General features: G+C 61.7%; 5 protein-coding genes, 2 tRNA genes and 2 pseudogenes. 5 read left to right on the forward strand and 4 right to left on the reverse strand.

Annotated features, from left to right (window positions below):
• The 4 genes from EOA23_RS31465 to EOA23_RS31480 form a co-directional block, all read right to left on the reverse strand.
• On the reverse strand, positions 1-680 hold a 680-nt coding region (locus EOA23_RS31465; RefSeq protein ID WP_189341780.1), incomplete at its 3' end, for a TolC family protein.
• A gap of 185 nt (positions 681-865) precedes the next feature.
• A complete protein-coding gene (locus tag EOA23_RS31470; RefSeq protein ID WP_126060384.1) occupies positions 866-1,540 on the reverse strand; it encodes a protein-L-isoaspartate O-methyltransferase in 675 nt (224 codons plus the stop codon).
• 92 nt (positions 1,541-1,632) lie between these two features.
• Positions 1,633-1,706, reverse strand: a tRNA-Cys gene (locus EOA23_RS31475).
• A 164-nt stretch (positions 1,707-1,870) separates the two neighbouring features.
• Complete coding sequence (locus EOA23_RS31480; protein WP_126060383.1) at positions 1,871-2,131, reverse strand: hypothetical protein; 261 nt, start codon at positions 2,129-2,131, stop codon at positions 1,871-1,873.
• A 207-nt stretch (positions 2,132-2,338) separates the two neighbouring features.
• Between EOA23_RS31480 and EOA23_RS31485 the strand changes: the two genes are divergently transcribed.
• The 5 genes and pseudogenes from EOA23_RS31485 to EOA23_RS31505 form a co-directional block, all read left to right on the forward strand.
• Positions 2,339-2,413 (forward strand) — tRNA-Asn (locus EOA23_RS31485).
• Positions 2,414-2,773: 360 nt separating this feature from the next.
• Positions 2,774-2,959, forward strand: coding sequence for a hypothetical protein (locus tag EOA23_RS31490; protein WP_042644823.1), 186 nt, complete (start codon positions 2,774-2,776; stop codon positions 2,957-2,959).
• A gap of 142 nt (positions 2,960-3,101) precedes the next feature.
• Complete coding sequence (locus tag EOA23_RS31495; protein WP_189341781.1) at positions 3,102-3,359, forward strand: hypothetical protein; 258 nt, start codon at positions 3,102-3,104, stop codon at positions 3,357-3,359.
• Positions 3,360-3,589: 230 nt separating this feature from the next.
• Positions 3,590-4,632 (forward strand): annotated as a pseudogene (locus EOA23_RS31500) (histidinol-phosphate transaminase).
• A 39-nt stretch (positions 4,633-4,671) separates the two neighbouring features.
• Positions 4,672-4,980, forward strand: a pseudogene (locus EOA23_RS31505) (chitin deacetylase); the annotation flags it as partial.

The following is a 4,980-nucleotide window of genomic DNA, read 5'->3' on the forward strand; positions in this document are numbered from 1 at the left end:
CCCAGCGGCGAAGCCGCCTTCAGCTTGCCCGGCTCGTCGCCGACGATCTGGTGGTAGGTGGCGGCGCTCGCCAGAGCGGTCGCGCGGGCGGCGCTCAACTGCGCCACCGCCGTCGCCCGCGAGGCATCGGCCTGGGCGACGTCGGTGCGGGTGCCCTCGCCGACCTCGAAGCGCGAGCGGGCGGCGCGCGCCTGCTCGGTCAGGAACTGCAGGTTCTGCTCGGTCAGCACCGCGACCTGGCGGTCGCGAATCACGTCCATATAGGCGCTCGCCGCGTTGAACAGGATGTTCTCTTCGGTGTTGCGCAGGCTTTCGACCGAAGCCTTCACCTGCGATTCGGCGGCGGCGACATTGTTCTTGGTCTGAAAGCCGTCGAATAGCGTCTGGTTGATCTGCACGCCGAAGCTGCCGGTCGTCAGTCTCCTGCTGGTGCCAAATCCGTGCGTGTTGGTGTAGTCGATGTTGGCCGAACCAGTGACGGTCGGGCGCCAGCCCGACTTGGCGATGGCAACACCCTCATCGGTGACGCGCACGCCGGCGCGAGCAGCGTTGAGCTGCGAATTGTACTGGTAGGCTTTGGCGAGAGCGCCCGTAATGGTCTCGGCGGAGGCGGCCAGCGGCGAAAGCGCCGTCGCGGAAACGAGAATAGCTGCTAAAACTCTTTTGTGTCGGGGCGGCACGTTATTTCCCTCATTCGTTTACATGGGAACCACGCCACGTCAGCCTACCCTTACGGATCGACCGGCGCCGCGTTGTCTATCGTTCCCCCGCTGATAGGCTCCCGATAACTCACGGTTAACCAAATCAGCAACGATTGTCAGGCGCAAGCGATCATGACAGCGCCTTCGCTGCAAGGCAAAAACGCTCAGAATTCAAACGCGTGAGCACGTTCGAAGCCCGGTAGTGGCTTAATTGCCGCATTAAAGGCCCGTCTGCCGGTTACAACCCCCCCGGCCTTAAAAAACAGCCGGGCCACGCCAGAGTTGCCTTGTCCTTCCACCACAACCAGACGTCCATCTTCCGCAAGCTGGTCGAGCAGCGCCGGCGGCACTTCCTCGACGCTGCCACCAATGAAGATGACGTTGTAAGGCGCTTTAGCGGCATGCCCCTGCGGCAGCGGCCCGGTGATGACCGTGACATTCTGGCAGCCAAGGCTGGAAAGCGTGGATTTCGCGGTCTCCGCCAGCGCGGGATCGCTCTCCAACGCCACCACGGACCGGGCAAGCCTGGACAGCAATGCGGCGGAATAGCCGCTGCCGCAACCGACATCGAGCACCGAATCACTCGCATCGATCTCGGCCAGCTGCAAAAGCTTGGCGAGCGGCGACGGCTCCATCAGGTAGCGTGCGCCGCTGCCATTGGCGCCGTCCGAAATGCGGATGTCTTCGTCGATATAGGCCAGATCCCGCTGCCCGGGGCCGACAAACGCCTCGCGCGGGACGGTCAGCATCGCTTCGATCAGGGGCGCGCTGGTGACATCGGTGGTGCGGATCTGGCCGTCGACCATCTTCACGCGGCGTTCGGAAAAATCAGCGCTCATGTCCCAACAATCCGCTCCCCGCGCCAAACGCGCGGCTAAACTTCAACCGGAACCCCCGCTCCGGCGCGATTGCGCTGGAGCCCGCAAGCATCTGGAGGCCTCGCCCGGAATCGAACCGGGGTGCAAGGATTTGCAGTCCTCTGCGTAACCACTCCGCCACGAGGCCTCGCAATGCTCCCGGCGTTCCGAGCGAACTCATTATGTTGACGCTCAAAGGTCGTCAAGCGGCGCCGCGTCATTCCCGATGCTTTCGCATGGAACGGCCAAAGTGGTGATTACCAATCGGTTGTCGCGACTCCGGCATCGCCGTGGCGCAGCCGTCCCTGCCTCTCAGTCGGGTCGACGCCGACGTTCCCACCAGACGATGAAACGCCGCCGGTGGCGACGGATCATCGCGAATTCATAAGAAAGCACCAGGAGACCGAGCGGAATCATCCAGAAGCCGAGTATCGGCAGAAAGCCCAGAAGCCCGCCAAGGGTAAGCAGCATGCCGATGGCGATTCGCCAGCCGCGCGAGCGCGGCATGGTGAACTCGCGGCCGAAGATCGAAATCTTCCGTGCCGGTGCGTCGTCATCGTCCGCTGCGGTCATTCAAACCAATCCCATCCGCTGCCTAAGCCATGTCAAGGCGATCACCGGCCGCTTTGTTCCGTGCCGGTGTGAAGCCCTTCATATGTGGGCACGCCGAACGATGGCACAAATAGCCGCATCAAAAACTGGAGAAAAATTGCGAAATGCTGCTTTGCAAAGCCGAAAGGTGTTTGCTATAGGCTGCGCCACTCACGTCAGAGCCTCCGTTCCCCGGTAGCTCAGTGGTAGAGCAACCGGCTGTTAACCGGTTGGTCGCTGGTTCGAATCCGGCCCGGGGAGCCAACAATTCCAAGATCTTCAAAGTTTTTCAGAGCAGCCAAAATCGGCTGATCTGCGGTATATCTATACAACTCGACTTCGCTGGGTGCCGATCTACACCGGAACCGCTCGAAGGGTAGACTTGGCACCATGGATCGCGTTTTTGATAAGCGGATCGGCCTGCAGAGGGCGCATCGGCGATGGAATTTTCGTGCCCCCAGTCCAGACTTGGGCGATTCGCCCAGCCGGCAACCTGGCGACCGGTCGTAGTTCCCGGTCATAGATAGCTGTCGCGCCAAGTCACTATATATTATATATTAGCAATAGCTTGTATTTATGGTCCACTGGCTGATAATATCGGTCGGGCATCTGAGGGACTGTCCGATGCGTTGGCCCCTGTTCGTCATCGCGCTCATTATCGGCTTCATTCTCTGGGACCGTTTCGAGAACGACGGCACCTATACCGCTGAAGTCGAGCGAAGTTTCCGTAGCGCTGCGTTGGATATGCCTGGAGGCTTCGGGTGGAAGCCCCCAGCCATCACCGTCAATCGCGACGCGTTTAAACCCTGAACGCCGCGCAGAGTTGATGACAATCTCGATACCGATAGCAAGATTACGGTGACAGCGCGCCTTCCTTTTGCATCCAGCCACGGGCTGCTGAAATTCAGAAGCACTGGCTTGCTCGTTAGCCAACGACGTTAGGCCCAACGCAATGGGCATTCAGTCCAAATTGCTGCTCTTCACGACGCCAAATAACCTCGCGAAGGAAAGGCAGGGGCACATGGCGGGGAAGCGGGCGATTGCAGTCAAGGATTGGTCTTGCGCCATGAGTGACGAGATTGGCCGAGTGGTCTTGGCCATAAATTCGACCGAGGGTGAAACGACCTACGTCCTTATGACAATCTTCCAGGCGGCAAAAATGGCCCAGGAACTGCGGTCACCGAAGATGGTGCCCCGATACGACATGTAGCCATCTCTGGCGAAAACACTGAGCAGCACAAAGCTGGCTGTCCCCCTAATTGAGGAAAGGACCGCCCCCTCCCACCCCGCATGGGCCAAATTCCCATAGCCATTGTGCCGGCGAATTTTGCTTTGCGGCTTCACCGCCCTGCCTTAGCCTTCCTTCGCAACACCTCACCTCCAAGCCGATAGCCGGACCTTTATGCCGTGCCCTTGAAAGCCGCCGCCCACATCGAGGCCATGTCCGCTTTCGCGCTGGCGAATTTCGGCGGCTATGACCGGGCGACGCTGGCGCAGAACGAGAGCGCCTTCCCGCCCAGCCTCAAGGCGATCGAGGCCGGGCGTGACGCCGTCGCGCGCAGCCATCTTTATCCGGACCCGGACTGGACCTTGCTGCGCGACGCGATCGCGAAAACCTATGGGGTCGAGCGCGACCTTGTCCTCTGTGGTGCCGGCTCGATGGAGCTGATCGCCTGTACCATTGCGGCCTTCGCCGGTCCGGGCGTCGACGTGCTCGCCACCAGCTACGCCTATAATTTTGCCGCCTCGGCGGCCGCGCGTGTCGGGGCGGCCTATGTCAAGGCGCAGGAGCGCGGCTTTGAGGTCTCTGTCGACGCCATCCTGGCGGCTCTCACGCCGGCGACGCGCATCGTCTTCGTCTGCAATCCGGGCAACCCGACCGGCACGCGCATCAGAAACACCGAGGTGCTGCTCCTGCGCGCGGCGCTTCCCGGCGATGTTCTCCTGATGATCGACCAGGCCTATGGCGAATTCGACGATCAGGATCCGCAAGCCGTCTTCGCGCTAGCCGGACGCGGCGACACCGTCGTCCTGCGCAGTCTGTCCAAGGCATACGGGCTGGCCGGCGCGCGCGTCGGCTGGGGGTTGTTCGCGCCCCAGATCGCCGCCGAGGTGCGCAAGATGCAGAATTCCAACCAGGTCTCGACGATCAGCCTCGCCATGGCCGTCGCGGCCGTCGAGGACCAAGCTATACGCGCGGCATCGTGGCGCGTACGTCTGATAGTCGCGACCGCTTCGCACAAGGCTTGCGCGCCGCCGGATACGAGGTGCCTGAGAGCCGGACGAATTTCGTCCTGGTGCGCTTTGCCGACACGGCGGCTGCGGCGGCGGCCGACAATGCCCTGCGCGGCGCCGACATCATCGTGCGCGGCCTTTCCGGTTACGGCCTGACCGATTGCCTGCGCATCACGATCGGGCGGCAGGACGTCATGGATCACACGCTGCGCGCGCTCACCGCCCTGCGCGGCCGGCAATGCTGGTAAGGGTTTTTATCCGAGGGATTTCAAGACGTAACGTCAGACATGCCGTATCTGCCCGCCCGCGATTTCATCGGCTATGGCGAGCGGCCTCCGCAGGCCGAGTGGCCGGGTGGCGCGAAACTGGCGCTCAACATCGTCGTCAATTACGAGGAAGGTGCCGAATACTCGATCGGCGAAGGCGACGGTGTTTCCGAGACGATCCTGTCCGACCTTGCTGTGTCGCCCGCCGTGCTCGGACTGCGCAACCGCAACATGGAATCGCTTTACGAATACGGCTCGCGCGTCGGCGTCTGGCGGCTGATTTCGCTGTTTCAGGAAAAGGGTGTAGTTCCCACCTTCTATGTCGTCGGG

Source organism: Mesorhizobium sp. M2A.F.Ca.ET.042.01.1.1 (genome assembly GCF_003997405.1).
Classification (GTDB): Bacteria; Pseudomonadota; Alphaproteobacteria; order Rhizobiales; family Rhizobiaceae; genus Mesorhizobium.